We start from the raw sequence: 25,943 nt of genomic DNA, 5'->3' as shown, positions 1-25,943 counted from the left end.
CCGGGCGACAATGAGGTGTGACCGGCCCCGACTCCCTCGCGCCCCGCCTTCCCTCCCCTCTCCACGAGATACGGGACGAGCGGTTCGAGCGGCACGGCCTGCGCCTGCTGCTCAAACGGGACGATCTCATCCACCCCGAGCTGATCGGCAACAAGTGGCGCAAGCTGGTGCCGAACATCGCTGCGGCGGGCGGGCGGCCGCTGGTCACCTTCGGCGGGGCCTGGTCCAACCATCTGCGGGCCACCGCCGCCGCGGGCCGCCTGCTCGGGCTGCCGACCACGGGTGTGGTGCGCGGCGAGGAGCTGGCCGGACGCCCGCTCAACCCGTCCCTCGCCCGGTGCGCGGCCCACGGCATGCGGCTGCAGTTCGTCGACAGATCGACGTATCGCCGCAAGACCGAGCCGGAGACCCTGGCCGCGGTCCTGCGCGCGGCCGACGCCGAGGAGGCGTACGTCGTCCCCGAGGGCGGCAGCAACAGCGCGGCCGTGCACGGCTGCCGGGCCCTCGGCGAGGAGCTGCGCGGGCACACGGACGTCGTGGCCGTCGCCTGCGGCACCGGCGGCACCCTGGCGGGACTCGCCGCGGGACTCGCCCCCGGGCAGAGCGCGCTCGGCGTGCCCGTCCTCAGGGGCGGCTTCCTGGAGGGCGACACCGAGGCACTGCAGGAACGTGCCTTCGGCGGCCGTACCGGCGACTGGTCCCTCGACGAGCGCTTCCATTTCGGCGGGTACGCGCGCACGACCCCCGAACTGCACGCATTCGCCCGGGACTTCGAGGACCGTCACGGACTGCCCGTCGAACGTCTCTATGTCGCCAAGTTGCTCTACGCCCTTGTCACCCGCGCGGAAGAAGGCGCCTACGCGCGCGGGACGACGATCACGGCGGTCGTCACCGGACGGCCGTTCCCGGAGGACTAACCCGCCTCCCGGTAGGCCGCCGCCTCCTCCAGGTCGAGGCGTCTGAGCAGCGCGCGCAGCATCTCGTCGTCGATGTAGCGGTGGTCGCGGAGCTTGACGAAGACCTCGCGCTCGGCACTGATCATCTCGCGGGAGAGGCGCCGGTACGTCTCGTCCACGGACTCGCCGGTGGCGGGGTTGGTCTGGCCGAGGCGCTCCCAGACGGCGTTGCGGCGGCGTTCCAGGACCGAGCGCAGGCGGTCGGCGAGCGGCGGCGGCAGGGCGTTGCGCTCGTCGTCGAGGAGGTCGTCGAGGCGCCGCTCGGCGGCCCGGGAGGCCTGCGCCTGGGCGTTGGCCTCGGCGAGCGTCTCGGCCTGCTGGTCGCGGCCGGGGAACCTCATCAGACGGATCAGCGGCGCGAGCGTCAGCCCCTGCACGACCAGCGTGCCGATGACCGTGGTGAACGTCAGGAAGAGGATCAGGTTCCGCTGCGGGAAGGGGGCGCCGCCGTGCACCGCGACCGGGATGGAGAACGCGATGGCCAGGGACACCACACCGCGCATCGCGGCCCACGACGTCACGACCGGCCCCCGCCAGCCGGGGCTGTCCTCGCGTTCGCGGATGCGGCGGGAGAGCACGCGGGGCAGCAGGGCCGCCGGGAACACCCACACGAACCGGGCCGCGACGACCACGACGAAGACCGCGATCGCGTACCAGGCCGCGTCGGCCCCCCGGTACGCGCCGAGCCCCTTGAGCACGGTCGGCAGCTGCAGGCCGATCAGCGCGAAGACCGCCGACTCCAGCAGGAAGGCGACCATCCGCCACACCGCGTCCTCCTGGAGCCGGGTGGCGAAGTCGACCTCCCATGCGCGGTGCCCGAGATAGACCGCGACCACCACGACCGCGAGCACACCGGAGCCGTGCAGCTGCTCGGCCACGCCGTAGGCGACGAACGGGATCAGCAGCGAGAGGGTGTTCTGGAGCAGTGCCTCCTTCAGGTGGGTGCGCAGCCAGTGGATCGGCACCATGAGCACCAGTCCGACGAGCACACCGCCGACGGCGGCCCGCAGGAACTCCCAGAAGCCGCCCGACCAGGTGGCACCCTCGCCGACGGCCGCGGCGAGGGCCACCTTGTAGGCGGTGATCGCGGTGGCGTCGTTGAGCAGGGACTCGCCCTGGAGGATGGTGGTGATCCGGGACGGCAGCCCGACCCGGCGCGCGATCGCCGCGGCCGCGACGGCGTCGGTCGGCGCGACGACGGCGCCGAGCACCAGCGCGGCGGGCAGCGGCAGTCCGGGGACGACGAGGTAGGCGGCCCAGCCGACGGCGAAGGTCGCGAAGAGCACGTACCCGATCGACAGCAGCCCCACGGGCCGCATCTGGGCCCGCAGATCGAGGTACGAGCTCTCGGTGCCCTCCTTGTACAGCAGCGGGGGCAGCACCAGCGGCAGGACGACCTCGGGGTCCAGCGTGTAGTGCGGGATCCCGGGCACGTACGAGATCGCCAGGCCCACCGCGACCAGCAGCAGGGGCGCCGGCACCGGTGTGCGCCGGGCGGCCCCCGCGATGCCCGCACTGCCCGCCACCAGCAACAGCAGCGGCATCACGTCCATGGTCCTCGCCCGCCCTCGTTTTCCGCGCGGTCACCCGCACACCCGTCGTAATCTGGCAATCATGAAACAGTGCACGCACGCCGACGCGCTGCCGCACCCGGAACCGGAGCCGCTCGCCGCGACCTGCCCGGAGTGTCTGCGGGACGGCACACACCCGGTGCAGCTGCGGTTGTGTCTCACCTGTGGTCACGTCGGCTGCTGCGACTCCTCGCCGGGGCAGCACGCGACCGGACACCACCGGGAGTCCGGCCACCCGGTCATGCGGACCTTCGAGCCCGGCGAGGACTGGCGGTGGTGCTTCGTGGACCACATCCTCGTGTGACACTGCATGAGGTGGCGGCCGTACGACGGTTCGAGCGTCGGACGCCTGGGTACGTCAACCCGGCGCGCGCTCTTCCCATTTGGGCCCGCAGACCCTCTAGACACGGAGCGTATCCGCAGCTTTACTGTGAGTGACGCCAGGGGGTTGGGGTCCCGGGGACAGGACCGTTCGGAGCGCGATAGCGTCACCGCGGAACCACGTACGCGTTACCCCGGGGGGCGACCCTCGGCCCCGTAGAGCTTGTACCACCATGGAGGTGAGGGTGTCCCAGATCGCAGGCGAGCCCACGGCGAATCAGGACTTCGTGGAAGTCCGGCTGCCGGCCGCGGGTGCCTACCTGTCGGTGCTGCGGACGGCCACGGCCGGTCTCGCGGCCCGCTTGGACTTCACCCTGGACGAGATCGAGGACCTGCGCATCGCCGTGGACGAGGCCTGCGCGATCCTCCTCCAACAGGCCGTGCCCGGCTCCGTGCTCAGCTGTGTCTTCCGGCTCGTCGACGACTCGCTGGAAGTCACGGTCGCGGCGCCGACCACGGATGGTCACGCCCCCTCGCGGGACACCTTCGCCTGGACCGTGCTGTCGGCCCTCGCGGGCAAGGTCTCGTCCGCCGTCGACGAGGACAAGACCGTGTCGATCAGCCTCTACAAACAGCGTGGCGCGGGCCCCGGCCCGGCGTGAGGAAGAACGGGGACGGTCCGGTGCGGGACGAAGAGCGCGGCACAAGGGAGCTGCCGTCCGGGGACGGGGGTGCCTCCTGGCCATGGGGGTCCCCCCGCTCGAGCGGAACCGAGAGCGGGGGTACGGGCGGCATGTCCGGGGAACCTCCCCGGGACGGTTCGCGGCGCATGGCGGACGGCATCGACGGCATCCCCGAGCAGGCCAGACCACACCCGGTGGACGACTCCGCGCGGCCCGGCGGTGCCGGTGCCGTGCAGGGCGCGGCGCCGGCGGAATCCGGCGCCGCCGGTACCGCCGTCCACGTGGGGGCGAGGGCTCGGGGAAGGGCTACGGGCGGGACGATGAGCGAGCACGAGCGATACGCCGAGGACGACGCGCCGGGCGCGGATGCCGTGCAGGCCGTCCAGCACGGCCCCCAGGACCGCAGCGGGGCACGTGCGCTCTTCGTCGAGCTGCGCAAGCTGAACGCGGGCAGCCCGGAGTACGCGGAGCTGCGCAACCAGCTGGTCCGTATGCATCTGCCGCTCGTGGAGCACCTGGCGCGCCGCTTCCGCAATCGCGGCGAGCCGCTGGACGACCTCACCCAGGTCGCCACGATCGGTCTGATCAAGTCCGTCGACCGGTTCGACCCGGAGCGCGGCGTGGAGTTCTCCACGTACGCCACCCCGACCGTCGTCGGCGAGATCAAACGGCACTTCCGCGACAAGGGCTGGGCGGTGCGCGTGCCGCGCCGGCTCCAGGAGCTGCGCCTCGCGCTGACCACGGCGACGGCCGAGCTGTCCCAGCTGCACGGCCGCTCCCCCACGGTCCACGAACTGGCCGAGAAGCTCGCCATCTCCGAGGAGGAGGTCCTGGAGGGCCTGGAGTCCGCGAACGCGTACTCCACGCTGTCCCTGGACGTCCCCGACACGGACGACGAGTCCCCGGCGGTCGCGGACACCCTCGGCGCCGAGGACGAGGCGCTGGAGGGCGTGGAGTACCGCGAGTCCCTCAAGCCGCTGCTGGAGGACCTGCCACCACGCGAGAAGCGCATCCTGCTGCTGCGCTTCTTCGGGAACATGACGCAGTCGCAGATCGCGCAGGAGGTCGGCATCTCCCAGATGCACGTCTCCCGGCTGCTGGCCCGCACGCTGGCCCAGCTGCGGGAGAAGCTCCTCGTGGAGGAGTGAGCCCGATAAGCGAGCCCCGGGCGGTCGGCTATTCGCTCCGGCCCGGTCCCCTGATGCCCAGGGCCCGGGTCGTGGCAGGGTTGACGAGCAGCACCAGCGCCACGACGGCGACGACCGCGAGGGCGATGCCGGCCGGGACGGCCATGCTGTCGGCCTTGAGCAGGCTGTAGGCCACCGGCAGCGCCATCAGCTGAGTGATCACCGCCGGGCCCCGGCTCCAGCCGCGCCGCAGCAGCAGACCGCGCGCGGCGAGCAGCGGCAGCAGCGCGAGCACGAGGAGGGTGATCCCCAGGGAGATCCCCTGCTGCCGGTCGGAGGCGTCACCGGAGATCCCGAGGACGACCATCCACAGGCCGCCGGCCACCAGGGCAAGGCCCTCCAGTGCGGCGAGCACGGCAGCGTAGGTCAGCCGGCTCGGACGCGGTCCGACGACGGCTTCGGTGGTGTCCGCGGCTTCCGCGGCGGCTTTCTGCTCACTGCTCACCCCAGCAGGGTAGCCGTCTGCCCGCCGGTGCCCTCCGTCCACCCGGGGGCCCGAGGGTGTCAGGGCTCACACCCTCTCTCTTACCGGATCCCTACCTCGGCGTCCGCCGGGTACCACCCAGTAGGTACGCTGCCATCCATGCGTGCACTTCTCGTGGTCAATCCGGCGGCAACCACCACAAGCGCACGCAGGCGTGACGTTCTGCTCCACGCGCTGGCGAGCGAGATGAAGCTGGAGGCGGTCACCACCCAGTACCGCGGGCACGCGCGCGACCTCGGGCGGCAGGCGGCGGACAGCGACGACATCGACCTCGTGGTGGCCCTCGGCGGCGACGGCACGGTCAACGAGGTCGTCAACGGCCTCATGCACGACGGCCCCGACCTGAACCGCCTGCCCGGCCTCGCCGTGGTGCCCGGCGGCTCCACCAACGTCTTCGCCCGCGCCCTGGGGCTGCCCAACGATCCCGTCGAGGCCACCGGCGCCCTGCTGGACGCGCTGCGCGAGCGACGCGAGCGGGTCGTCGGACTCGGGCTGACCTCGGGCACGCCCGGCACCGAGGACGAGGCGGTCCCGGACCGCTGGTTCACCTTCAACGCCGGACTCGGCTTCGACGCGGGCGTGGTCGGCCGGGTCGAGCAGCAGCGCGAACGCGGCAAGACCTCGACGCACGGGCTCTACGTCCGTCAGGTCGTCCGGCAGTGGCTCGGCGAGCCGAGCCGCCGGCACGGCTTGATCACGCTCGAACGCGCCGGCGAGGACCCGGTCGCCGAACTCGTCGTCGCCATAGTCTCGAACACGGCCCCGTGGACGTATCTCGGCAATCGCCCGATGTATACGTCACCTAAGGCCTCGTTCGACACCGGCCTCGATGTGCTCGGTCTCAGCCGCCTCTCGACGGCCGCGGTTGCCCGGTATGGCACCCAGTTGCTCACTTCGTCCCCCGAGCGCGGACCCCATGGCAGGCACGCCCACTCACTGCACGATCTGGACCAGTTCACCTTGCATTCGAAGGCGCCTCTGCCCTTGCAGATGGACGGCGACCACCTTGGGCTGCGCACGAGCGTGACGTTCACAGGCGTTCGCCGTGCACTGCGTGTGATTGTGTGAGCGGAACGGGCCAAAGTCCTTTCACTCGAACGTTTAGGCCAGGATCCACCCCATGGAAGTACGGCTGTGACCTAGTCGACACCGAGGAATCAAAAAAAACTTTCCGGAAGGGGTTGTATCCGTCGCCGAGGTTTGCGAGTCTCTACGTGTCGATCGGGACGGCCCGCAACACCGGCCTCCACTGATCAACAGAACCCCTCTTCAAACCCAGGACCACGCCGGGGAGATCTCGGCGGTCGGCCCTTCACTTGTTGAGGGATTCGTGAAAGCGTTCACATTCACAAGCAACCTGCATGTAATACCAAGGAGAGGTAGCAGCCATGGACTGGCGTCACAACGCCGTTTGCCGCGAGGAAGACCCCGAGCTCTTCTTCCCCATCGGCAACACCGGTCCTGCGCTGCTGCAGATCGAGGAAGCCAAGGCCGTCTGCCGTCGCTGCCCGGTGATCGAGCAGTGTCTGCAGTGGGCGCTCGAGTCCGGTCAGGACTCCGGCGTCTGGGGTGGTCTCAGCGAGGACGAGCGCCGCGCCATGAAGCGCCGCGCCGCCCGCAACCGGGCTCGTCAGGCCTCCGCCTGACCTACCCACCCCTGCTGACAGCCTGAGCTTGGCGGCGCGTACACCACGTACGCATCTCCCGCCCCCGAGCCGCAGCGCGCAGTATCCCCCGATGCGCTTAGCAATGACGCAGAGCAGCAACGAGCACGAGCCTCGGACCAACACCGGTCCGGGGCTTTTTGCTGTGCACAGCCGAGCCGGCCAACTCCCTTGTACGAAAAGGCTGTCGGCCGGCTATTTCTGCGACCGCACCGGAAGGTCGAGGATCACCCGGGTGCCCCGCTCCGGCGCCGGGACCATGTCGAACGAGCCGCCCAACTCGCCCTCCACCAGCGTCCGTACGATCTGCAGGCCGAGATTGCCCGAGCGGTGCGGGTCGAAGCCCTCGGGCAGGCCGACGCCGTCGTCCTGGACCGTGACCAGGAGCCGGGCCTCCTTCGTCGTACCGCCGCGGACCGCGGAGACCTCGACGGTGCCGGTGTCGCCCTCGCGGAAGCCGTGCTCCAGGGCGTTCTGGAGGACCTCGGTGAGGACCATGGACAGCGGGGTGGCGACCTCGGCGTCCAGGATCCCGAAGCATCCTGTGCGCCGGCCGGCCACCTTGCCCGGCGAGATCTCGGCGACCATCGCCAGTACCCGGTCGGCGATGTCGTCGAACTCCACGCGCTCGTCCAGGTTCTGGGACAGCGTCTCGTGCACGATCGCGATGGAGCCGACCCGGCGCACGGCCTCCTCCAGGGCCTCCCGGCCGCGCTCGGACTCGATCCGCCGCGCCTGGAGGCGCAGCAGGGCGGCGACCGTCTGGAGGTTGTTCTTCACCCGGTGGTGGATCTCCCGGATGGTGGCGTCCTTGGTGATCAACTCGCGTTCGCGGCGCCGCAGTTCGGTGACGTCCCGGCACAGCACCAGCGAGCCGATCCGGGTGCCCTTGGGCTTGAGCGGGATCGCCCGGAACTGGATCACCCCGTCGTGGGCCTCGATCTCGAACTCGCGCGGCGCCCAGCCGCTCGCGAGCTTGACCAGCGCCTCGTCCACCGGGCCGCGGGTCGGGGCGAGTTCGGCGGTGGTCTGTCCGAGGTGGTGGCCGACCAGGTCGGCGGCGAGCCCGAGCCGGTGGTAGGCGGACAGGGCGTTCGGGGACGCGTACTGGACGATGCCGTCCGCGTCGAGCCGGATCAGTCCGTCGCCGGCGCGCGGCGAGGCGTCCATGTCCACCTGCTGGTCCGGGAAGGGGAACGATCCTGCAGCGATCATCTGCGCGAGATCTGAGGCGCTCTGGAGGTAGGTCAGCTCCAGCCGGCTCGGGGTGCGGACGGTGAGCAGGTTGGTGTTGCGGGCGATCACGCCGAGCACGCGGCCCTCGCGTCGTACGGGGATGGACTCGACCCGAACGGGGACCTCTTCGCGCCACTCCGGGTCGCCCTCGCGCACGATCCGGCCCTCGTCCAGGGCCGCGTCCAGCATGGGCCGGCGGCCGCGCGGGACGAGGTGGCCGACCATGTCGTCCTGGTAGGAGGTGGGGCCGGTGTTCGGGCGCATCTGGGCGACCGAGACGTACCGGGTGCCGTCCCGGGTGGGGACCCACAGGACCAGGTCCGCGAAGGACAGGTCGGAGAGCAGTTGCCACTCCGAGACCAGCAGGTGCAGCCACTCGAGGTCGGAGTCGTCGAGGGCGGTGTGCTGGCGGACCAGTTCGTTCATGGAGGGCACGTGTGTGAGCGTACTCGCACGTGTGAAGGTGGCCGAAAACACCCGCGGGCCGCGGCGCCTGGAAGGGACCCTCAACCCTCCCGGCACCGCAGCCCGGAGCATCATCGGCCGCGGGGTGTGCGGTCCCGGCCGGCCGAAGGTCGAGGAGCCGGGGCAGTCAGGGCAGAGAGCGCCGGTTCCTCGATCCGCCCTCCTGTGCGGGGAAGGCGGAGGCTTTTGTGTTCTCTTGGAATTGTGGACTAGACCACAAGGGTGTGTCCATGGCCTTGTCGGCATGCACGAGCGATGGCACCCGATATCCACACCTGATGGCACTCGATGCCACGCAGCACGCAGCCTAGCCCGCCGGGCTCAGTCTTGGGGCCAGATGGTCATGGCAATTTCCGCGAGTGCTTCCAGTTCCTCCCGGCTCGCCCCGTCGCGCGCCTGCTGGGACATGCCCTGGATCATCGCGCCGGTGTGCCGGGCCAGTGCGGCGGCGTCGGTGCCGGCCGGGAGCACCCCCGCCGCGACGTCGGCACGGATCCGGGAGGCCATGGCCGCGATGTTGGCGTTGCGCCGCTCGCGCAGCAGCCGCTCCACCTCGGCGCTGGTGCAGTTGGTCGCGGCGTGCACGACGAGGCAGCCGAAGGGGTGGGCGGGGTCGGTGTACTCGGCGGCGGCCTCGCGCAGCGTGCGGGCGACGGCGTCGCGAGCGGTGGACTCCTCGGCGAGGGCGCGGTCGCCGAAGGCGCCGTGCGTGTCCGCGTAGACCCGGACGACCTCCTCGAACAGGCTCCGCTTGTCGCCGAAGGCCGCGTAGAGACTCGGCGCCCCGATGCCCATGATCCGGGTGAGGTCGGAGACCGAGGTGGCCTCGTACCCGTGCTCCCAGAAGGCCATGAGCGCCTTCTCCAGCGCGGTGGCCCGGTCGAAGGAGCGCGGCCGACCACGCGTCCTGCCGTTGCCCGCCTGCGCTTTCGCGTCCTGACCCGTCACCATGACAGGCATTTTATAGCGGGCCCTAGAAAATTGTCCCCGTCATGCTGTACGGTTTTTCTGTAGCGACCACTAGAGAAATGCGAAGGGGTGGCAGAAATGGGTGCGCTCACGGGGAAGACGGCGCTGGTCACGGGTGCGAGCCGGGGCATCGGGCGGGGCATCGCCGAGCGGCTCGGGCGAGACGGAGCCCGGGTGGCGGTGCACTGCGGAAGGGACGAGGCGGCCGCCAAGGAGACGGTCGCGGCCATCGAGGCGGCCGGCGGCTCGGCGTTCCCGATCAGGACGGAGCTGGGCACGCCGGGGGACGCGGCACGGCTCTGGGAGGAGTTCGACCGGCACGCCGACGGCCTGGACATCCTCGTGCACAACGCGGGCATCGGCACCTCGCGCCCGTTCACGGAGATCGACGAGGAGGAGTACGACCGCCTCTTCGCGGTGAACGCGAAGGCACCGTTCTTCCTCACGCAGCTCGGGGCGGACCGACTGCGGGACGGCGGACGGGTGGTGAACATATCGTCGGGGCTCGCACGGACCGCCCTGATGCCCCACCTCGTCGCCTACGCGATGACGAAGGCCGCGCTGGACGTCTTCACCCGGGACCTGTCCAAGGTGCTCGGCCCCCGCGGGATCACGGTGAACTCGGTGGCGCCCGGCATCGTGGACACCGACGTCACCGCCGACTGGCTGCGCGCGAGCGACGAGGCATGGGCGAACGCGGCGGCGTACGCGGCGCTGGGCCGGGTGGGCCGGCCGTCGGACATCGCCGACGTGGTGGCCTTCCTGGTCTCGGAGGACGGTCGCTGGGTGACGGGCCACTGGCTGGACGCGACGGGAGGCTCCCTCACCTGACCACTCCCGGACCGCTCCACCCGAACGTTCCCCGGAGCTTCCGCCCCGCTTTCCCGCCCCGTCGTACGGCGATTCTGTTAGATTGGTCTAAACCACATAGAGGTGCACAGAGCCCACTTCGAGCCCACTTCAGAACGGCAGGCCCAGCGTGGAAGTTGTCATCGTTCCGGACGCCGCGGCGGGCGGCGAGCTGATCGCCGAGGCCATGGCACAGCTGCTGCGACGCAAGCCCGACGCCCTGCTCGGCGTGGCCACCGGCTCCACCCCGCTGCCCATCTATCAGTCGCTGACCGCGAAGGTGCGCTCCGGCGCCGTGGACACCTCGCGGGCCCGGATCGCCCAGCTCGACGAGTACGTGGGGCTGCCCGCCGAGCACCCCGAGTCCTACCGCTCGGTGCTGCGCCGTGAGGTGCTGGAGCCGCTCGGCATCGGCATGGACGCGTTCCTCGGCCCCGACGGCACCGCCGCGGACGTCCAGGCGGCGTGCGAGGAGTACGACCGCGCGCTCGCCACGGCCGGCGGGGTGGACCTCCAGCTGCTCGGCATCGGCACCGACGGACACATCGGCTTCAACGAGCCGTGCTCCTCGCTCGCCTCGCGCACCCGCATCAAGACGCTGACCGAGCAGACCCGCGTCGACAACGCCCGCTTCTTCGACGGCGACATCGGCCAGGTCCCCCACCACGTCATCACCCAGGGCATCGGCACCATCCTGGAGGCCCGGCACCTGGTGCTGCTCGCGACCGGCGAGGGCAAGGCCGACGCGGTGGCCGCGACCGTCGAGGGCCCGGTCGCCGCGGTCTGCCCGGCCTCCGCGCTCCAGCTGCACCCGCACGCGACGGTGGTGGTCGACGAGGCGGCCGCGTCCAAGCTGAAGCTCGCCGACTACTTCCGGCACACCTACGCCAACAAGCCGGACTGGCAGGGGATCTAGAGGCCCGGGGCGGGGTGATGGACTAGACCAACCAGGGGTGCGACGGTATACAGAGGAGATCGCGGGGCGTGCGGGTGGACTCCGGACACAAGAACCCGTGCCACGATGTGAGCCGTGGCCGATGTCAGTCGGTCGCTTTCGGCATCCGGAGCCGGGAAGGCAGGGCATGAGCACCGACGTGAGCAGTGCGGAGAACGAGGCCGGCACCACCGTCCGTACGGCACGCGTGCCCAAGTACTACCGCTTGAAGAAGCACCTGCTCGACATGACGGAGACGCAGGCGCCGGGCACTCCGGTCCCGCCCGAGCGCACACTGGCGGCCGAATTCGACACCTCCCGCACCACCGTCCGCCAGGCCCTTCAGGAGCTGGTCGTCGAGGGCCGGCTGGAGCGGATCCAGGGCAAGGGCACCTTTGTCGCCAAGCCCAAGGTCTCCCAGGCGCTCCAGCTCACCTCCTACACCGAGGACATGCGCGCCCAGGGCCTGGAGCCGACCTCTCAACTGCTGGACGTCGGGTACATCACGGCGGACGACCGGCTCGCCGGGCTGCTCGACATCACGGCCGGCGGGCGCGTGCTGCGCATCGAGCGGCTGCGCATGGCCAACGGCGAGCCGATGGCGATCGAGACCACGCATCTGAGCGCCAAGCGCTTCCCGGCCCTGCGCCGCTCCCTGGCGAAGTACACCTCTCTCTACACCGCGCTCGCGGAGGTCTACGACGTCCATCTCGCCGAGGCCGAGGAGACCATCGAGACCTCCCTGGCCACGCCGCGCGAGGCGGGCCTGCTCGGCACCGACGTGGGCCTGCCCATGCTGATGCTCTCCCGTCACTCCCTGGACCGCGAGGGCAAGCCGGTGGAGTGGGTGCGCTCGGTGTACCGCGGGGACCGCTACAAGTTCGTGGCGCGGCTGAAGCGGCCCGTCGAGTAGACCCCGCCGGGGGCGCGGGCGGTGCACGTTCGCCGAATCGATATACCGATATGCGGACGAGGTCTTCCACTGCCGTGACACCGTCACCTAGATTGCCTGCGCATTACACAGGTGATCAGCGAGGGGACGGAGATCGGTGGCATGTCCGAAGCACCAGAAGTGAGGCCGCCGGTGGTGACACCGGTGCGCGTGATCATCGGCGTGTGCCTCGTCGCGCCCTTCGTGGCGATGCTGTGGGTCGGCTCGTACGCCAAGACCGACCCCGCGTTCATCGGTATCCCCTTCTTCTACTGGTACCAGATGCTCTGGGTGCTGATCTCCACGGCGCTCACGATGACGGCGTACAAGCTGTGGCAGCGTGACCAGCGCGCCCGCGCCGGCCGGCAGGGGGGTGCGGCGAAGTGAAGAACGGCGTCAACGGCGTCGCGCTCGGCGTCTTCATCTTCTTCTTCCTGGCCGTCACGGTCATGGGCTTCCTCGCCGCACGCTGGCGCAGGGCCGAGAACGAGCACTCGCTGGACGAATGGGGCCTGGGCGGGCGGTCGTTCGGCACCTGGATCACCTGGTTCCTGCTCGGCGGTGACCTGTACACGGCGTACACATTCGTCGCCGTACCGGCGGCGATCTACGCGGCGGGCGCGTCCGGCTTCTTCGCGGTGCCGTACACGATCCTCGTCTATCCGCTGATCTTCACGTTCCTGCCCCGCCTGTGGTCGGTGTCCCACAAGCACGGCTACGTGACGACCTCGGACTTCGTGCGCGGCCGGTTCGGCTCCAAGAGCCTGTCGCTGGCGGTGGCGCTGACCGGCATCCTCGCCACGATGCCGTACATCGCGCTCCAGCTCGTCGGCATCCAGGCCGTGCTGGACGTGATGGGCGTCGGCGGGGAGAACAGCGGCAACTGGTTCGTCCGGGACCTGCCGCTGCTGATCGCCTTCGGTGTGCTCGCGGCCTACACGTACTCGTCCGGGCTGCGCGCCCCCGCCCTGATCGCGTTCGTCAAGGACGCACTGATCTACATCGTCATCGCGGTCGCGATCATCTACATCCCGATCAAGCTGGGCGGCTTCGACGCCGTCTTCGCGAAGGCCGGTCACGCCTTCAGCCAGGTCAGCCCAGCGACGGGCAAGCCGCGCGGCGCGCTCGTGCCCCCGCAGGCGGGCCAGTGGACATACGCCACGCTGGCCCTCGGTTCGGCCCTGGCCCTGTTCATGTACCCGCACTCGATCACCGCGACCCTGTCGTCCAAGAGCCGTGAGGTGATCCGCCGCAACACCACGATCCTGCCGCTGTACTCCCTGATGCTCGGCCTGCTGGCCCTGCTGGGATTCATGGCGATCGCGGCCGGAGTCAAGGTCGGCAACGGGCAGTTGGCGATCCCGCAGCTGTTCGAGGACATGTTCCCGAGCTGGTTCGCGGGCGTGGCCTTCGCCGCCATCGGCATCGGCGCCCTCGTGCCCGCGGCCATCATGTCGATCGCGGCGGCGAACCTCTTCACCCGCAACATCTACCGGGACTTCATCAGACCGGACGCCACGCCGAAGCAGGAGGCCCAGGTCTCCAAGCTGGTCTCCCTGCTGGTGAAGGTCGGCGCCCTGGTCTTCGTCCTCACCATGGACAAGACGGTCGCCATCAACTTCCAGCTGCTGGGCGGCATCTGGATCCTGCAGACCTTCCCGGCCCTGGTCGGCGGCCTGTTCACCCGCTGGTTCCACCGCTGGGCGCTGCTCGCCGGCTGGGCGGTCGGCATGATCTACGGCACGGTCGCCGCGTACGGCGTCGCCTCCCCGACCCAGAAGCACTTCGGCGGCTCGGCGAAGGAGATCCCCGGCATCGGCGAGATCGGCTACATCGGCATGACGGCGTTCGTACTGAACGTGGCGGTCACCGTGATCCTCACCCTCGTCCTGAAGGCCGTGAAGGCCCCCGCGGGCCTGGACGAGACCAGGCCGGAGGACTACACGGCGGACGCGGGCGACCCGGGCGTCGAGACGGAACTGGCGGGTGTCGCCCACTGAAACGCGCCCCCTAGGGGAGCGGGGCCGTATCGCTCTGCGGCTCCGCCGCGTGGGCGCGGTCTACCACGACGCACCGCAGCGGGCCGCCATGGGACGAACCCACGGCGGCCCGCTCTCGTATGTCCCCCGTCATACACAAGTTGACGCTCTGAAGCCAGCGCAACACACAACAGACACAACATCTGGGGGTGTCACGACAGCCCGGCACTAGATGTATGCTCATCCTCGCTGTCGCCGCAGGGGAATCCGGTGCGAATCCGGAACTGTCCCGCAACGGTGTACTTGTGCGCATCCGCGCCCAGGAGTCAGTCCGAGGACCTGCCGGCAGCGTGCGCCCGGCCGTCCGGCCCGGGTGCCTTCCGACGTCCGGGCCTCGTGGAATGGGCCGGTGGACGCGACGCGTGCGCGCTCGTGGCTGCCCCCTGCCCTCCGCAAGGCCCCCGTGCCGAGCGAGGGAGAGCCCCACGTGACCATCGCGCCCGCAGATCCGGCTTCAGCAGGCGGTCTGGACACCGACGGTCCCGGTACCGCGCTGCTGCGTACCCTGACCGAGCTGACCGCCGACCTCCCCGACGCCGACCCCGGCCGGGTCGCCGCCGCCGCGCTGCGCGGCCGGTCGGCGAAGGCCGACGAGGCGGAGTTGCGCGAACTGGCCACGGAGGCCGCCGCCGGGCTCATCTCCGAGGACCCCGCCTACTCGCGGCTGGCCGCCCGGCTGCTGACCCTCTCCATCCGCGCCGAGGCCGCCTCGCAGGGGGTGACGTCCTTCACCGAGTCCGTGGCCGTCGGCCACCGCGAGGGCCTCATCGCCGACCGCACCGCCGCGTTCGCACGGCTGCACGCGGCCCGTCTCGACGCCCTGGTCGACGTGCACGCCGACGACCGTTTCGGCTACTTCGGCCTGCGCACCCTGCACAGCCGCTACCTGCTGCGGCACCCGATCACCCGCCGGGTCATCGAGACCCCCCAGCACTTCATGCTCCGGGTCGCGAGCGGTCTCGCCGAGGACGACAGCGTCCGCGCGCTGGACGAAGTCGCCGCCCTCTACGGGCTCATGAGCCGCCTCGACTACCTGCCCTCCTCCCCCACGCTCTTCAACTCCGGTACGCGGCACCCCCAGATGTCGTCCTGCTACCTCCTCGACTCCCCGCTGGACGAGCTGGACTCGATCTACGACCGCTACCACCAGGTGGCCCGGCTCTCGAAGCACGCCGGCGGCATCGGGCTGTCGTACTCCCGCATCCGCAGCCGCGGTTCGCTGATCCGCGGCACCAACGGGCACTCCAACGGCATCGTGCCGTTCCTGAAGACGCTGGACGCCTCGGTGGCCGCCGTGAACCAGGGCGGCCGACGCAAGGGCGCGGCCGCGGTCTACCTGGAGACCTGGCACTCCGACATCGAGGAGTTCCTGGAGCTGCGGGACAACACCGGTGAGGACGCCCGCCGTACGCACAACCTGAACCTCGCGCACTGGATCCCGGACGAGTTCATGCGCCGGGTCAACGCGGACGCGTCCTGGTCGCTGTTCTCCCCCGCCGACGTGCCGGAGCTGGTGGACCTGTGGGGCGACGAGTTCGACGCCGCGTACCGCAAGGCCGAGCAGGCGGGCCTCGCGAAGAAGACCATCCCGGCCCGTGAGCTGTACGGCCGCATGATGCGCACCCTCGCGCAGACCGGCAACGGCTGGATGACCTTCAAGGACGCCGCCAACCGCACCGCCAACCAGACGGCCCTGCCCGGTCACGTGGTCCACTCCTCCAACCTCTGTACGGAGATCCTGGAGGTCACGGACGACGGCGAGACGGCGGTCTGCAACCTCGGTTCGGTGAACCTGGGTGCCTTTGTCGACACGGCGAGGGGTGACCTCGACTGGGAGCGGCTGGACGAGACCGTCCGCACGGCCGTGACCTTCCTCGACCGGGTCGTGGACATCAACTTCTACCCGACCGAGCAGGCGGGCCGCTCCAACGCCAAGTGGCGTCCGGTCGGTCTCGGCGCGATGGGCCTCCAGGACGTCTTCTTCAAGCTGCGGCTGCCCTTCGACTCCGCCGAGGCCAAGGCCCTCTCGACGCGGATCGCCGAGCGGATCATGCTCGCCGCCTACGAGGCCTCCGCCGACCTCGCCGAGCGGGGCGGCCCGCTGCCGGCCTGGGAGAAGACCCGTACGGCCCAGGGCGTGCTGCACCCGGACCACTACGACGCCGAGCTGACCTGGCCGGAGCGCTGGGACGCGCTGCGCGAGCGGATCGCCGGCGTCGGCCTGCGCAACTCGCTGCTCCTCGCGATCGCCCCGACGGCCACCATCGCCTCCATCGCCGGTGTGTACGAGTGCATCGAGCCGCAGGTGTCGAACCTGTTCAAGCGCGAGACGCTGTCGGGTGAGTTCCTCCAGGTCAACTCGTACCTGGTGCAGGACCTGAAGGACCTGGGCGTGTGGGACGCGCGCACCCGTGAGGCGCTGCGCGACGCGAACGGCTCGGTGCAGGACTTCGCGTGGATCCCCGAGGAGGTGCGCGCGCTGTACCGCACCGCGTGGGAGATCCCGCAGCGCGGTCTGATCGACATGGCCGCGGCCCGCACGCCGTTCCTGGACCAGGCGCAGTCCCTGAACCTGTTCCTGGAGACGCCGACCATCGGCAAGCTCTCCTCGATGTACGCGTACGCCTGGAAGTCGGGCCTGAAGACGACGTACTACCTGCGCTCCCGCCCGGCGACCCGGATCGCCCGCGCGGCCCAGGCGCAGCCCCAGAAGACCATCCCCGCCCAGCAGGTCGCCGACCCCGACGCCGTCGCCTGCTCCCTGGAAAACCCCGAGTCCTGCGAGGCCTGCCAGTAATGTCCACTCCCGCCCACCCGTCGCCCGACCGCCACCCCTCGACGACGGCGCTCCGCGGCGCCACCTCCCGATTCCAGAACCTGCTCGACCCGGGCTTCGAGCTGACGCTGCGTCCGATGCGCTACCCGGACTTCTACGAGCGCTACCGGGACGCGATCAAGAACACCTGGACCGTGGAGGAGGTCGACCTCCACTCGGACGTCGCCGACCTCGCGAAGCTGACGCCCGAGGAGCAGCACCTCATCGGCCGGCTGGTGGCCTTCTTCGCGACGGGCGACTCGATCGTCGCGAACAACCTGGTGCTGACGCTGTACAAGCACATCAACTCCCCCGAGGCGCGGCTCTATCTGAGCCGTCAGCTCTTCGAGGAGGCCGTGCACGTCCAGTTCTATCTGACGCTGCTGGACACCTACCTGCCCGACCCGGACGACCGGGCGGCGGCCTTCGCGGCCGTCGAGAACATCCCCTCCATCCGCGAGAAGGCGCAGTTCTGCTTCACGTGGATCGACGAGGTGGAGAAGCTGGACCGGCTGGCGTCGAAGGCCGACCGCCGGCGCTTCCTGCTGAACCTGATCTGCTTCGCCGCGTGCATCGAGGGCCTGTTCTTCTACGGCGCCTTCGCGTACGTCTACTGGTTCCGCAGCCGGGGTCTGCTGCACGGCCTCGCCACGGGCACCAACTGGGTGTTCCGCGACGAGACCATGCACATGTCCTTCGCCTTCGACGTGGTCGACACCGTCCGCAAGGAGGAGCCGGACCTCTTCGACGACCAGCTCCAGCAGCAGGTCACCGACATGCTGGCGGAGGCGGTCGAGGCCGAGCTGCAGTTCGCCCGCGACCTGTGCGGTGACGGGCTGCCGGGCATGAACACCGAGTCGATGCGCCAGTACCTGGAGTGCGTCGCCGACCAGCGCCTCACGCGCCTCGGCTTCGCCCCGGTGTACGGCTCGGAGAACCCCTTCTCCTTCATGGAGCTCCAGGGTGTTCAGGAGCTGACGAACTTCTTCGAGCGCCGCCCGTCGGCGTACCAGGTCGCGGTGGAGGGCACCGTCGACCTGGACGAGGACTTCTGAGTCTGCCGCCCGTACGCCCGATCAGGCCTTGAATCCGGTTTCCGGTCATGCACGGCCGCCGTGCTGCCGGACGGGGTGCCCGGGTGCTGAGCGTGTGTTCCGGGGTGTCGCACCGGGACGGCGGGCAGGCCCGGTCCATCGAGCGGCCGCTGCCGAAGGGCTCGTGCGACACCGTCGGCGAGGTGCTGGTGCGGAGGGAGGAGCGCCTCGGCGCGGAGGTGACCGTCGAGCAGCTCGCCGCCCGCGCGCACATGGCGCCGCGCGCCTTCGCCCGCCGCTTCCAGCAGCAGACCGGGACCACGCCGTACCGGTGGATCCTGCGCCAACGGGTGCTGTGCGCACTGGAGTTGCCGGAGGGTACCGACGAGACCGTGGACGCCATCGCCTGGCGCACCGGGTTCGGTACGGCGGCTGCGCTGCGTCACCAGTTCGTGCGGGCGCTCGGGACCGCGCCGAACGCCTACCGGCGCACGTTCCGCGGCCCTCACGCCGCGTGAGCGCGCGCCGGTATCAGGACGTATCCGTCACCTCACCACTCCACAGGTTTCAGCAGCAGGTCGTGCGGGCGCAGCGTGATGCCCACGCGGGTGGCGTCGTTCGACCCCGCGACCTGCTCGAAGCGGTACTTCGCGGAGATCGCCGCCGTGATCAGGGTCAGCTGGGTCATGGAGAAGTGGTCGCTCGGGCACTTGCGGTTGCCCGTGCTGAACGGACTCATCGCGTGCTTCGGGACCTCCTTGGCCCGCTCCGGCAGCCACCGGTCGGGGTCGAAGTCGAGGTGGCGGTCGTAGGAGCGGGTGTCGCGCTGGATCGCGTAGGGGCTGTAGACGATGTCCGCCCCGGCCGGAATGCGATAGCCGCCGAGTGAGGTTTCGGTCACCGCCCGCCGCGTCAATATCCAAACGGCCGGCCTGAGCCGCATCGCCTCGACGACGACATTGTTGGTGTGGGTGAGTGAGCGGACGTGCTCGAATGCGACGGGTCGGCCGCCGGTCACGGTTTCGACCTCGGTCCGTACCTTCTCCGCGTGTTCCGGGTGTTCCGCGAGGACTTGGAGCAGCCACATGATCGTGGACGCCACTGTTTCGCTGCCCGGGGTGAGTATCGCGACGACCTGGTCGTGGATCTCCTGTTCCCCGATGGGGTCGCCATTGTCGTCCTTCGCTTCCAGCAATGCCGTCAGCAAATCGTCCGGCCTTTGACCACTTGCCCTCCGCTCGGCGACGATCTCGTCCACGAGGAGATGCAAATCGGCCAAGGCCCGGTTGAATTGGCGGTTGGCCGGAAACGGCAGCCGGTACAGCGGTCCGAGCGGGACGACCATCCTGCGGTACATGCCCCGGAAGACGGTGGCGAGGTCGACGCTGAGCCGCTCGGCGCGCTCGTCCATGTACTCGCCGCGCAGCAGGCAGCGGGCGGCGATGCGCACGGCGACCCGGAAGGACTCGGAGGTGCACTCGACGGTCCGGCCGGGCTGCCAGCGCTCCGTCAGCGCGTGCGCCTCCTCCTCCATGATCGGCCCGTAGTTCGGGATGGCGTCCAGCCGGAAGGCGGGCTGGATGGTGCGCCGCTGGCGCCGGTGCGTGGGGCCGTTGGCGGTGGCCACGCCCTCCTTGCCGAGCAGCCCTTCGAGGGACTCCCACAGCGGTCCGTCGATCTTGAAGTCGGGGCTGAGCGCGAGGGCGCCGGTGAGCGCCGGCGTGGTGACGGCGTACACCGTCTTGGGACCGAGCTTGAGGCGTACGACGTCACCGTGGTCGCGCAGGCCCGCCATGAAGGCGAGCGGGTCACGGACCAGCTTCAGGCCGTGCCCGAGACCCGGCACGGCGCCGCCCGCGAGGGGCGCCTCGCGCGGTTGTGCCGTCTCGGAGGTCACGGGCCGCACAGACTCGACGGTCATTTCTCACCTGCCGTTTCGTTCGTCACGTACGGGGGCGTGGACCGGTCGTCCCAGCTGTCGACCATGTACCGGCCGGACTCGTGGTGGAACCAGTAGACGGAGCTGAACCAGTTCCGCATATCGCCGACACAGGCGCGCACCGCGGTGCTCAGTTCTTTGCCGCCGGCGACCAATCCAGGGGCGGCGCCGTCGGCAATTGCGTCGGCGAAGCGCAGTGCCTGCTGTTCGGCCTCCAGGAATTCCTGGATGCATTTCTCGACGCGCCGCCTGACCTCGTCCACGGCTTCTTCGAGAGTCAGTCCCTCATGGGTGATGAGACTGATTCCGAGATTGTGGACCTCATCTCCCGCTATTTCTTTCGGCAGCGAGCACAGGTCGTTGTACCAGGCGGCGAATTCCTGGGTCAGCAGCGCGGCCCGGCGATAGGCCGGGTTTTTCCGTACGGCGTCCGGGAGTTCGCATCCGGCGCTGGGTTCGAGCAGGTCCGTCCATATCCAGTGGGCGAAGGTGTGCCGACGCAGGGCGAGGTATTCCTCGACACCGGGTATGTATCCCTCGGTGCGGTTGCGGAATTCACGGTCGTAGGCCTCGATCACCGCATGGAAGTGCCGGGCGAACCGCTGGTTCCAGGTGCGCGGCAGGAAGCCGTACAGCCGCTGCACGCTGTCCGCGAACCCCGAGACCAGCGGGTCCGGGTGGTGCAGATGATGCCTGGGCGCATCGAGGGCCGCGTGCAGGCGGTTCCTCAGCCGCCGCCAGTCGCCCGCCCGGCCGTGCACGATGTCGCGGTCGTGGCGGTCGTCCCAGATGAAGAACCACGCGCTGTAGTCGGCGATGGCTTGCAGGACCTGGTCGGAGGCGTTCACGTAGAAGCCCGCCATCAGGTCGGTGTAGCACAGTCCATCGGCATATTCCTGCACCTTGCCCACGGGCATGAGCCGCTTTTCGAGCAGCCACAGGCGGGTCTTCTCCTGAAGCCGCGGCCAATACGGATGCAGTTGCCGGGGAAAGGCGGACTCGATCACCGGGAGTGCCAGTGAGGGTGGCACTACGACCGCCGTAGGTGTCGCTGTGGTGCTGTGTGGGAAAGCTTGCACGAACAAACCCCTCTCAGCCGCCAGGAGCGCGCGCCCCTCCCGTCATGCCCGGGCGTGCGCCGTTGCGTATCCCCGCAGTTCCCATTCAGCACCACAACTGACCGCCATGGGAACGGATTTGCTTCACTCACTACCCCAAGATGCCGAGAATCCCCCCATGTATGACTGATTAGGGATCACGAGAGAGCCGGAAGCGATCGGTTGTGCGACGCACGGATGAGCGAGGAAGGCCATGCGAAGGGCGCCCGGCCGGGAGTGATCCCGGCCGGGCGCCCGAGGCCCCGCGCCCGTCAGTCGTTGGCGACGACCGGGTAACGTGGCTCGTTCTCGGCCATCTGCCGCATGACGTCCTTGCGCTCCCGCTTGGACAGCCGGTCGATGTAGAGGTAGCCGTAGAGGTGGTCGGTCTCGTGCTGCAAACAACGCGCGAAGTAGCCGGTGCCGCGGACCTTGATCGCGTTGCCCGCGACGTCCTGGCCCGTCACCTCGGCGTAGTCCGGACGCGCGAGCGGCGCGTACGCACCCGGCACGGACAGGCAGCCCTCGTTGTTGTCGTCCAGCAGGCGCTTCTCGGCGGGCAGCTCGACCAGCTTCGGGTTGCAGACCACGCCGACGTGCCGGTTGCCCTCGTCGTCCTGGCAGTCGTAGACGAAGACCTTGAGGTCGACACCGATCTGGTTGGCGGCCAGGCCCACGCCCTCGGCGGTGCGCTGGCTGGCGAACATGTCGGCGGCCAGCTGCGCCAGCTCCGCGCCGAACTCGGTGACGTCCCGGCACTCCTTGTGCAGCACCGGGTTGCCGACGACCGTGATCGGCCGCGAGGTGCCGCGCTCACGCCAGGCCTGCTCGCGCTCCTCGCAGTCCTCCGTGTCGACGATGTACCCCTCGTCGTCGACGGGGAGCACGCCCGCGTGCTGCTGATCGGTGTCCTGCTGCGCCATGACCGACGTACGCCTTCCTGCAAAACCTTCAAAAGAATCGAGTACAGCCTAAAGGCGACAGCTCACCGGCCGCTCAGCAAACCTCTTCCAGGTCCCGCCAGTCCCGCGAGTCCGGGCTGTCCGCGACCCATCCGTCCAGCAGCCCCCGGACCAGCGAAGCGGGCGCGGCCACCCCGCACTCCCGTTCCGGGACCCACAGCTGTCCGTCCGTGCGGTGCCCCAGCGGGCCGGGGTGACCTGGCTCGCTGTGGTCGTGCGGGTCCAGATGCTCCCCTTCACCCTCGTCCGACGGCATCCGCGACTCCGAGCACATCCGGCACAGCAGCCGCACCGAGGAGGACCAGTCCTCCGCCGCGAACCCCGCGTCGGCGGCCAGCTGCTCCAGCGCGTCCCGGTCCGCCTCCGTGGCCGCCTCCAGCAGGACCACCCAGGTCGGCACGGGCGAGGGCGCCCACAGCTCGATCTCGTCGAAGACCGGGTAGGAGTGGCCGGCGGACGTCGTGCGCTCGCCGTGCGGGACGCCGTCGTGCAGCACGACCTCGCCCCAGCGTCGCCCGGACGAGGGAAGTGGGATGGAGAGGACCTCGATGCGGGCCGGATCCAGCCGGCGGCCCCACACGACCTCGGCCTCGCCTTCCGGGGAGAGTCGTACGGCCGCGCTGCCCAGCTCCATGCCGACGGGCTCGCCGGCCACGGTGGCGCCGCCGGGCACCTTCAGCCCGTACGCCTGCCAGGCGCGGCGGGCCAGCGGCCAGTCCTGGAGGGCGGTCGCGGCGATGCCGACGTTCCACCAGTCGGGCGCGCCGGCCTCCCGGTCGAGCAGGGCGACGGCGCGCAGCCCGGCCGCGCGGGCCTGCTCCCAGTCGTGCCGGAACTTGTGCAGCAGGGCGAGGTTGAACCAGGACTCCGACAGCCAGGGCTCCAGGTCGGCGGCCCGTGTCAGCAGTTCGCCCGCGTCCTCGTAGCGGCCGTCGCCGATGAGCGTGAACGCGCGGTCGGTGGCCTGCCGCCAGGAGGCGGAGGGCCGGTGCCGTCCCTTGCCGAAGATCCTCACGATTCCCGCCTGCCAGTTCCAGTTCCGCACAGTGGGCTGGCTTGTGCCCCCGGACACCCTCTCCCTCGCATCCAACCACGTGCCAGGGGAAAGGCGCTCATTACCCATGGGTTACCCAGCCGCGCACGGGGTCAGACAGTGCCGTACGTCTCCCGTCGTCCCGCGCCGGAGCGATCTCCCGCCAGCCGCGCGGCCGGGCCAGCACCCGGCCGAGGGACTCGACGACCTCGGGGGCGTAGTCCCCCGCTGCGGCGAGCCGCAGCTCCTCCAGCGCCCGCAGGGGACCCTCGGGGCCGGCGTCCCGGGACTTCTCCTCGTAGGCGTTCACGGCCCGGACGATCCGCGCCGCGAGGGGCTGGTCCCGGCAGGGGTCGGCCTGCCGCTCGACCACGACGGCGACCGCCGCGTCCACCCCGGTCTGCCGGACGACGGCCCCGCCCAGCAGCGCGATGCGCCGCTGCTCCTCGGGCGGCAGCCCGGCGGTGGCGCCGGCCGGGACCGGGTCGACGAGGCTGAGCTGCCCGATGTCGTGCATCAGGGCCGCGTACTCCAGAACGGTCAGTTCGCCCTCGGCCATCCCGAGGTCGCGGCCGACGGCGAGGCCGAGCGCGGCGACCCGTCGGGCGTGGCCCGCGGGGGTGCAGCCGGCGATCTCGGTGGCGCGGGCGAGGGAGGCGATGGTCTGCCGGTAGGTGGCCCGCACGGCGGCGTAGCGGCGCACGGAGAGCTGGGTGAGCAGCAGGGGCAGGCAGAACACGGGCAGCGCCCACAGTCCGACCACGGCGACCGCGAGCGCCATCACGGCGCCGGTGGCGCCCACGGCGGAGCCGATGCCGAGCAGCCCGCGCAGTTGCTCGCGCAGCAGCGGGCCGAACGGCCAGCGGGTGCGGGCGTGGGCGAGGGCGGCGGCGAGCACGGCGTCGCACAGGCCGGTCAGGGTGAGCAGGGCGATCAGCAGCAGGGCGTAGCCGGGACCGGCCCAGGAGGTGAACAGGCCCTGGTCGTACAGGGGTTGGAAGCAGACGGCGGCGAACCCGACGGTGAGGACGCGGCGGGCGAGATGGTCGAGGGTGGGGGTGCGGCCGCACCAGATGTGGGGGACGGCGCCGAGCACGGCCGCGACCAGGACGACGGTGACGACCTGGGCGGCACGGTGCGCGGTGGGCCGGCCAGCGTCGGCGCCGAGCAGGGCGTACGCCAGGGAGCCGGCGGCGGCGAGCGGCGCGGCCTGGCGGGCCTGGGAGTCGCTCCACCGGTTCAGTTCGCCGACGGCTATGAGCACCCCGAAGGCGAGCGCGATCCCCCGGTCCGTGAGGCCGGTGCCCAGGGTGACGGCGAGGGAACCGGCCGCGGTGAGGGCGGCCGCGCCGTGGATCAGCCGCAGGCCGGTCACCGGGGCGTCCCCCCGCCGGCCACCGCCCGTACCGGCGCGTGCGCCTCGTCGGCGGTGACCGCGGGATGCCAGCCGTGCCGGCGCAGGGCGCGGACCAGCGCGCCGACCATCCGGGGGTCGAACTGGGCGCCTGCGCAGCGCTCCAGCTCGGCGAGGGCCGTCTCGACGGGCCGGGCCCGGCTGTAGGAGCGGGTGGAGGTCATCGCGTCGAAGGCGTCGGCGACGGCGACGACCCGGGCGGCCTCGGGGATCCGCTCGCCGGCCAGGCCGTAGGGATAGCCGCTGCCGTCGAGGCGTTCGTGGTGGTGCAGGATCGCGGCGCGGGCCTCGCCGAGGAAGGAGATCCCGCGGACCATCTCGTGGCCGTACTCCGGGTGCAGTTCGATGACGCGGCGTTCCTCGGGGGTCAGCGGGCCCTCCTTGCGCAGCAGACGGGTGGGGACGCCGAGCTTGCCGACGTCGTGCAGGATGCCGGCGAAGCGCAGCACCTCGATGCGCTCGTCGTCCATGCCGAGTTCCCGGGCGATCAGCACGGAGGCCTGGCCGACGCGCTCGCTGTGGCCGCGGGTGTAGCCGTCCTTGATGTCGACGGCCTGGACGAGGGCGCGGATGGTGGCCTGGTGGGCGGCGCGTTCGCGGTGGTACTGGGCGAAGACCCACCAGGAGACGTACATCGGCAGCAGTACGAGCAGGGCTGCGACCGGGCCGTACGGGCTGCGCCACAGGACGGCCATCATCAGTCCGGCCAGCCCCTGCACGGCGACCGGCGCGAGCGAGTGCGACAGCAGCCCGCGCCAGGCCCGGCGCAGCGGTACACGCTCGGCGACGGCCAGGATGCCGCCGTCGAGGGCGGTGAGGATCAGGCAGAAGGCGAGGACGGCCGCGCCCGCGGGCAGCAGCGCGTAGGGGAAGTCGCTGGTGACGACGGCGTCCCGGCCGCCGAGCGTCCAGTGCACCGTGGCGGCGCCCCACACCGCGAGCGCGGGCTGCGCGGCCCGCCACACCCGCCGCAGCAGGGCGGGCCGCTGCTCGACGGGGCAGAGCAGGGCGGCGGGCAGCGGCACGAGCGCGGCGGCCGGGGGCGGCAGCAGGAACGCGGCGGCGAGCAGGACGGGGTGGAAGGTGCCGCCGAAGCGGCGCCGTACGACGTACTCGCAGCCGGCGTAGAGCGCGCAGAGCAGGGCGAGCGCCCACCAGGGCGTGCGTACCGTCGGCAGGGGCAGCAGGCAGAGCAGTACCAGCACGGCGACGGCGGCCACAAAGCCGCGTGCTCTCGCTGGAACCGCCTCCATCGCGCCCCTCCCCGACCACGCCTGCCCCAGGCTGGAGCCTAGGGCGGGATGCGAGGGGCAGGGGGCTTATGACCTGAGGATTAGCACGTTCGGGTGACGACCCGGCG

Annotated in this window: 23 protein-coding genes, 1 pseudogene and 1 riboswitch; of the genes and pseudogenes, 14 read left to right on the top strand and 10 right to left on the bottom strand. The window is 70.7% G+C overall.

All coding sequences use genetic code 11. The features are described from left to right. Positions 1 to 17: 17 nt before the first annotated feature. Complete coding sequence (locus BIV23_RS30550; protein WP_071384213.1) at positions 18 to 917, top strand: 1-aminocyclopropane-1-carboxylate deaminase/D-cysteine desulfhydrase; 900 nt, start codon at positions 18 to 20, stop codon at positions 915 to 917. Here BIV23_RS30550 and BIV23_RS30545 read toward each other — a convergent pair. Continuing rightward, positions 914 to 2,509 carry a Na+/H+ antiporter gene (locus BIV23_RS30545; RefSeq protein ID WP_071384212.1) on the bottom strand — a complete coding sequence of 532 codons (1,596 nt, stop codon included), beginning with the start codon at positions 2,507 to 2,509 and terminating at the stop codon, positions 914 to 916. The two genes, BIV23_RS30550 and BIV23_RS30545, sit on opposite strands and share 4 nt — an antisense overlap. A gap of 61 nt (positions 2,510 to 2,570) precedes the next feature. Here BIV23_RS30545 and BIV23_RS30540 point away from each other — a divergent pair, with 61 nt between their 5' ends. The 3 genes from BIV23_RS30540 (at position 2,571) to BIV23_RS30530 (ending at position 4,679) form a co-directional block, all read left to right on the top strand. Next, positions 2,571 to 2,831, top strand: coding sequence for a UBP-type zinc finger domain-containing protein (locus BIV23_RS30540; protein WP_071376515.1), 261 nt, complete (start codon positions 2,571 to 2,573; stop codon positions 2,829 to 2,831). Between the two features lie 262 nt (positions 2,832 to 3,093). Continuing rightward, positions 3,094 to 3,510, top strand: coding sequence for an ATP-binding protein (locus BIV23_RS30535; protein ID WP_031163342.1), 417 nt, complete (start codon positions 3,094 to 3,096; stop codon positions 3,508 to 3,510). 20 nt (positions 3,511 to 3,530) lie between these two features. Continuing rightward, the gene (locus tag BIV23_RS30530) at positions 3,531 to 4,679 is read left to right on the top strand and encodes an RNA polymerase sigma factor SigF (protein ID WP_177240091.1); all 1,149 of its coding nucleotides are present in this window, start codon (positions 3,531 to 3,533) and stop codon (positions 4,677 to 4,679) included. A gap of 28 nt (positions 4,680 to 4,707) precedes the next feature. Here BIV23_RS30530 and BIV23_RS30525 read toward each other — a convergent pair whose 3' ends face one another. Next, on the bottom strand, positions 4,708 to 5,163 hold the full coding sequence (locus BIV23_RS30525; protein ID WP_071384210.1) for a hypothetical protein: 456 nt from the start codon (positions 5,161 to 5,163) through the stop codon (positions 4,708 to 4,710). 138 nt (positions 5,164 to 5,301) lie between these two features. On the opposite strand from BIV23_RS30525, the gene BIV23_RS30520 reads away from it, so the two are divergent. Further along, positions 5,302 to 6,270, top strand: a complete 969-nt coding sequence (locus BIV23_RS30520; RefSeq protein ID WP_071384209.1) for a diacylglycerol/lipid kinase family protein — start codon at positions 5,302 to 5,304, stop codon at positions 6,268 to 6,270. A gap of 320 nt (positions 6,271 to 6,590) precedes the next feature. After that, positions 6,591 to 6,848: a WhiB family transcriptional regulator gene (locus BIV23_RS30515; RefSeq protein ID WP_003992873.1), complete on the top strand. Its 258-nt coding sequence runs from the start codon at positions 6,591 to 6,593 to the stop codon at positions 6,846 to 6,848. A 213-nt stretch (positions 6,849 to 7,061) separates the two neighbouring features. Here BIV23_RS30515 and BIV23_RS30510 read toward each other — a convergent pair whose 3' ends face one another. Next, positions 7,062 to 8,537, bottom strand: a complete 1,476-nt coding sequence (locus BIV23_RS30510) for a sensor histidine kinase (RefSeq protein ID WP_107471309.1) — start codon at positions 8,535 to 8,537, stop codon at positions 7,062 to 7,064. A 351-nt stretch (positions 8,538 to 8,888) separates the two neighbouring features. After that, positions 8,889 to 9,518, bottom strand: a complete 630-nt coding sequence (locus BIV23_RS30505) for a TetR/AcrR family transcriptional regulator (RefSeq protein WP_071384207.1) — start codon at positions 9,516 to 9,518, stop codon at positions 8,889 to 8,891. Positions 9,519 to 9,614: 96 nt separating this feature from the next. On the opposite strand from BIV23_RS30505, the gene BIV23_RS30500 reads away from it, so the two are divergent. The 8 genes and pseudogenes from BIV23_RS30500 to BIV23_RS30465 form a co-directional block, all read left to right on the top strand. Further along, positions 9,615 to 10,367: an SDR family oxidoreductase gene (locus BIV23_RS30500; protein ID WP_071384206.1), complete on the top strand. Its 753-nt coding sequence runs from the start codon at positions 9,615 to 9,617 to the stop codon at positions 10,365 to 10,367. 148 nt (positions 10,368 to 10,515) lie between these two features. After that, positions 10,516 to 11,301 (top strand): glucosamine-6-phosphate deaminase, encoded by a 786-nt coding sequence (gene nagB, locus BIV23_RS30495; RefSeq protein WP_071384205.1) that lies wholly within the window; start codon positions 10,516 to 10,518, stop codon positions 11,299 to 11,301. A 166-nt stretch (positions 11,302 to 11,467) separates the two neighbouring features. Next, positions 11,468 to 12,232: a GntR family transcriptional regulator gene (locus tag BIV23_RS30490; RefSeq protein WP_071376521.1), complete on the top strand. Its 765-nt coding sequence runs from the start codon at positions 11,468 to 11,470 to the stop codon at positions 12,230 to 12,232. Positions 12,233 to 12,373: 141 nt separating this feature from the next. Further along, a complete protein-coding gene (locus BIV23_RS30485) occupies positions 12,374 to 12,637 on the top strand; it encodes a DUF3311 domain-containing protein (RefSeq protein WP_079173493.1) in 264 nt (87 codons plus the stop codon). Continuing rightward, the gene (gene mctP, locus BIV23_RS30480; RefSeq protein ID WP_071384203.1) at positions 12,634 to 14,250 is read left to right on the top strand and encodes a monocarboxylate uptake permease MctP; all 1,617 of its coding nucleotides are present in this window, start codon (positions 12,634 to 12,636) and stop codon (positions 14,248 to 14,250) included. The genes BIV23_RS30485 and mctP overlap by 4 nt, the downstream gene beginning before the upstream one ends. Before the next feature lie 215 nt (positions 14,251 to 14,465). Beyond that, positions 14,466 to 14,590, top strand: a riboswitch (cobalamin riboswitch). Positions 14,591 to 14,716: 126 nt separating this feature from the next. Continuing rightward, positions 14,717 to 17,086: a ribonucleoside-diphosphate reductase subunit alpha gene (locus BIV23_RS30475; RefSeq protein WP_071384202.1), complete on the top strand. Its 2,370-nt coding sequence runs from the start codon at positions 14,717 to 14,719 to the stop codon at positions 17,084 to 17,086. 116 nt (positions 17,087 to 17,202) lie between these two features. Continuing rightward, positions 17,203 to 18,159 (top strand): ribonucleotide-diphosphate reductase subunit beta, encoded by a 957-nt coding sequence (locus BIV23_RS30470; protein ID WP_071384255.1) that lies wholly within the window; start codon positions 17,203 to 17,205, stop codon positions 18,157 to 18,159. Positions 18,160 to 18,269: 110 nt separating this feature from the next. Then, positions 18,270 to 18,656 (top strand): annotated as a pseudogene (locus tag BIV23_RS30465) (helix-turn-helix domain-containing protein); the annotation flags it as partial. A gap of 32 nt (positions 18,657 to 18,688) precedes the next feature. On the opposite strand, the gene BIV23_RS30460 reads toward BIV23_RS30465, so the two are convergent. The 6 genes from BIV23_RS30460 to BIV23_RS30435 form a co-directional block, all read right to left on the bottom strand. Further along, positions 18,689 to 20,059 carry a bifunctional albaflavenone monooxygenase/terpene synthase gene (locus BIV23_RS30460; protein WP_071384201.1) on the bottom strand — a complete coding sequence of 457 codons (1,371 nt, stop codon included), beginning with the start codon at positions 20,057 to 20,059 and terminating at the stop codon, positions 18,689 to 18,691. Further along, positions 20,056 to 21,156, bottom strand: a complete 1,101-nt coding sequence (gene cyc1 / locus BIV23_RS30455) for an epi-isozizaene synthase (protein WP_107471314.1) — start codon at positions 21,154 to 21,156, stop codon at positions 20,056 to 20,058. Before cyc1 ends, BIV23_RS30460 begins: the two co-directional genes overlap by 4 nt. A gap of 290 nt (positions 21,157 to 21,446) precedes the next feature. After that, on the bottom strand, positions 21,447 to 22,097 hold the full coding sequence (def, locus tag BIV23_RS30450; RefSeq protein ID WP_071384199.1) for a peptide deformylase: 651 nt from the start codon (positions 22,095 to 22,097) through the stop codon (positions 21,447 to 21,449). 73 nt (positions 22,098 to 22,170) lie between these two features. Continuing rightward, positions 22,171 to 23,151, bottom strand: coding sequence for a hypothetical protein (locus BIV23_RS30445; RefSeq protein WP_071384254.1), 981 nt, complete (start codon positions 23,149 to 23,151; stop codon positions 22,171 to 22,173). A 100-nt stretch (positions 23,152 to 23,251) separates the two neighbouring features. Next, entirely contained in the window at positions 23,252 to 24,544 is a 1,293-nt protein-coding gene (locus BIV23_RS30440) for an HD-GYP domain-containing protein (protein ID WP_071384198.1), read from the bottom strand. Further along, the gene (locus tag BIV23_RS30435; RefSeq protein ID WP_071384197.1) at positions 24,541 to 25,836 is read right to left on the bottom strand and encodes an HD-GYP domain-containing protein; all 1,296 of its coding nucleotides are present in this window, start codon (positions 25,834 to 25,836) and stop codon (positions 24,541 to 24,543) included. The genes BIV23_RS30440 and BIV23_RS30435 overlap by 4 nt, the downstream gene beginning before the upstream one ends. Between the last annotated feature and the right edge of the window lie 107 nt (positions 25,837 to 25,943).

The organism is Streptomyces monashensis (assembly GCF_001866665.1).
GTDB classification, from domain to species: domain Bacteria; phylum Actinomycetota; class Actinomycetes; order Streptomycetales; family Streptomycetaceae; genus Streptomyces; species Streptomyces monashensis.
The sequence above is the reverse complement of the archived record's forward strand: the minus strand, read 5'-3'. Positions and strand labels throughout refer to the sequence as shown.

What these genes read in the sequence shown, in the direction of transcription:
- BIV23_RS30490 (WP_071376521.1), top strand. Translation starts at nt 11,468, where the DNA reads ATGAGCACCGACGTGAGCAGTGCGGAGAACGAGGCCGGCACCACCGTC.
- BIV23_RS30540 (WP_071376515.1), top strand. Translation starts at nt 2,571, where the DNA reads ATGAAACAGTGCACGCACGCCGACGCGCTGCCGCACCCGGAACCGGAG.
- BIV23_RS30505 (WP_071384207.1), bottom strand. Translation starts at nt 9,518, where the DNA reads ATGGTGACGGGTCAGGACGCGAAAGCGCAGGCGGGCAACGGCAGGACG.
- BIV23_RS30460 (WP_071384201.1), bottom strand. Translation starts at nt 20,059, where the DNA reads ATGACCGTCGAGTCTGTGCGGCCCGTGACCTCCGAGACGGCACAACCG.
- BIV23_RS30435 (WP_071384197.1), bottom strand. Translation starts at nt 25,836, where the DNA reads ATGGAGGCGGTTCCAGCGAGAGCACGCGGCTTTGTGGCCGCCGTCGCC.
- BIV23_RS30500 (WP_071384206.1), top strand. Translation starts at nt 9,615, where the DNA reads ATGGGTGCGCTCACGGGGAAGACGGCGCTGGTCACGGGTGCGAGCCGG.
- BIV23_RS30470 (WP_071384255.1), top strand. Translation starts at nt 17,203, where the DNA reads ATGCGCTACCCGGACTTCTACGAGCGCTACCGGGACGCGATCAAGAAC.
- BIV23_RS30545 (WP_071384212.1), bottom strand. Translation starts at nt 2,509, where the DNA reads ATGGACGTGATGCCGCTGCTGTTGCTGGTGGCGGGCAGTGCGGGCATC.
- def (WP_071384199.1), bottom strand. Translation starts at nt 22,097, where the DNA reads ATGGCGCAGCAGGACACCGATCAGCAGCACGCGGGCGTGCTCCCCGTC.
- BIV23_RS30485 (WP_079173493.1), top strand. Translation starts at nt 12,374, where the DNA reads ATGTCCGAAGCACCAGAAGTGAGGCCGCCGGTGGTGACACCGGTGCGC.
- BIV23_RS30520 (WP_071384209.1), top strand. Translation starts at nt 5,302, where the DNA reads ATGCGTGCACTTCTCGTGGTCAATCCGGCGGCAACCACCACAAGCGCA.
- BIV23_RS30515 (WP_003992873.1), top strand. Translation starts at nt 6,591, where the DNA reads ATGGACTGGCGTCACAACGCCGTTTGCCGCGAGGAAGACCCCGAGCTC.